Annotated in this window: 3 protein-coding genes and 1 pseudogene; 3 read left to right on the top strand and 1 reads right to left on the bottom strand. The window is 54.1% G+C overall.

Annotated elements, in window-relative coordinates; translation table 11 throughout:
- A partial coding sequence (locus tag EN932_RS34770) for an RHS repeat-associated core domain-containing protein (RefSeq protein WP_164890800.1) occupies window positions 1-883 on the top strand: 883 nt, incomplete at its 5' end.
- Window positions 880-1,224, top strand: a complete 345-nt coding sequence (locus tag EN932_RS34765) for a hypothetical protein (protein ID WP_013531260.1) — start codon at window positions 880-882, stop codon at window positions 1,222-1,224. The genes EN932_RS34770 and EN932_RS34765, both read left to right, overlap by 4 nt.
- A 125-nt stretch (window positions 1,225-1,349) precedes the next feature.
- Here EN932_RS34765 and EN932_RS34760 read toward each other — a convergent pair.
- Window positions 1,350-1,472, bottom strand: a pseudogene (locus EN932_RS34760) (LuxR C-terminal-related transcriptional regulator); the annotation flags it as partial.
- Between the two features lie 103 nt (window positions 1,473-1,575).
- Between EN932_RS34760 and EN932_RS34755 the strand changes: the two are divergent.
- Complete coding sequence (locus EN932_RS34755) at window positions 1,576-1,941, top strand: transposase (protein WP_245461102.1); 366 nt, start codon at window positions 1,576-1,578, stop codon at window positions 1,939-1,941.
- The last annotated feature ends 182 nt before the right edge of the window (window positions 1,942-2,123 follow it).

Below are 2,123 nucleotides of genomic sequence, written 5' to 3'. Positions count from 1 at the left end.
CGCCACCTATGGCGAAAGCCTCAACACCGGCTTCCAGACGCAGAAGAACTACATCGGCGAACGCTTCGATCCCGAGACCGGCCTGCTGTATCTCAATGCACGATACATGGATCCGGTGCTGGGGAGGTTCATTTCGCCGGATGATTGGGATCCGACCAAGGAAGGTGTTGGCACCAACCGATATGCTTATGCTCAGAATGATCCGGTAAACAAGAGTGACGCCAATGGGCATGCCGATTTACAGGGTATCGCTAGAAGCTACATCAACCGGGAAGTCGGAACCCAAGTACAAGCCCTCGCCGACGTCGAGCAAGATGCCGCGAAAGGCGCGGCAATTGGAGGCATTGCCGCGTTAGGTGTTGGAGCTGTTGTCGCAGCGCCGGAAGCAGCGGCAGCTGTAAGTGCTGCCTTTCCTGAAGCGGCAATGTTTGCCACCGAAATGGTCGCCGCAGAGACAGGGCTGATTGCTCCGGCTGGCGCAGTTGGGGCAGTGGCGCTATCCAGGTCGGAAGCTATGAAAAAGGCCTTGGATACAGTAACAGAAAAATTAAGCTCCTCTCAGTTGTCAAGCTTTAAAAACTACATGGGTAAAGTGCCGAGCAATTCAACTGAGAATGTTTCCATATCTGTCCAAAAAGGCACTGCAACTTTTACAACCGTTTCACCTGGGAAGGTTCCCGGTTCCTATGCCACGTATGAGAAGGTGGTCGACATGAACGGAAAAACCCTAAGTTACAGCAAGAAAGTGTTCGACCCGCTTGGGGGGCTAGTTTCCAACAAAGATAAGCTATCGAAGGCTGACAGTCCTAAGTCCGGAAGCGGCGGTAGCGGATCTGACAAAGGGTCAGCGGTTAGCGTCAACGATCACGAGGTCAGCAAATGATCAACGAAGATAGGATAAAGGCGGTAAAATCTTTGATAGGATTGGAGAAACCAATAGATTCATGTATAAATGCCTTAAATACTTTTTCTTGGGATTATGATGGAGATCCTGTTATTTTAAATCGAACAGATGTTGAGAGCGTTATGAAGAGATTTCTAGATGGAAATTTGAGCAAAACTGATCTAGAAGCATGGGCAGACGCAATAGAACTTCGAGACGATATAGCATTTTATGGATCAGATGCCAATTGGATAAAGATGGTTATTACAACCCTATCGACACCGCCGCTATATGGTCCGATCACAAGAGAGAGTGTCGAGCAACTTCTCGGATTGCAGTGACAGTGTCCTTTTACCATCTTCGCCCGGCCGTCATTGTGTGTAAATTGATCACATGGCTCGCCTTGCCCGCATTATCGTTCCCGGGCTGCCACACCATGTGAAGCAACGAGGTGACGGGTAAAAGCTCAAAACCCCGCCTGATCGCGAAACAGCTCCGCATTGTCCAGCTTCGAAACGTCGATCACCGCTTGCGTGCGGCTGTAGACATTGAGCTTGCGCAGAATCTCCGAGACGTGCGCCTTCACCGTGGGAATTACGGTGACAGTGCACCTTTTGCCCCGTTTGCTCGAATTACGGTGACAGTGCACTTTTTACCCTATTCGCCGGCATCGCCGCGTATAAACTGACCGCATGGCCCGCCTCGCCCGCATTGTCGTTCCCGGTCTGCCGCACCACGTAACGCAGCGTGGCAACGGGCGCGCCAAGGTGTTTTTCACGTCCGAAGACTACGCGCTCTACAAGGACCTGCTGGTCGAGTATTGCCGTGCCGCCGATGTCGGCATCTGGGCGTGGTGCCTGATGCCGAACCATGTGCACCTGATCCTGACGCCGGCTGACCCGGATGGCCTGCGTCGTGCGCTTGCCAAGGTGCACCGTGCCTATGCCGGGGTCATCCACCGCGGCAAAAGAAAACCGGGCATTTCTGGCAAGGCCGCTTCGGAGCGGTGGCGATGGACGAGGATCATCTCCTGTCGGCGGTACGTTATGTCGGGCTGAATCCCGTGCGCGCCGGACTGGCAAAGCAGGCGGCGGATTGGCCCTGGTCAAGCGCTCGGGCACATCTGACAGGTGAACCCGATGACGTCACGGATTTGCGGCCGATGAAGGACCGGTTGCCGTCGTCGGCCGGACTGTTCGATCGAGACGGACATCGCGGCGTTCGACGCCTTGCGCAAGGC

It is taken from the genome of Mesorhizobium sp. M7A.F.Ca.US.002.01.1.1 (genome assembly GCF_004022955.1).
Lineage (GTDB): Bacteria > Pseudomonadota > Alphaproteobacteria > Rhizobiales > Rhizobiaceae > Mesorhizobium > Mesorhizobium ciceri.
Note: the sequence above shows the minus strand (reverse complement) of the source record. Positions and strands in the feature narration are given on the sequence as shown.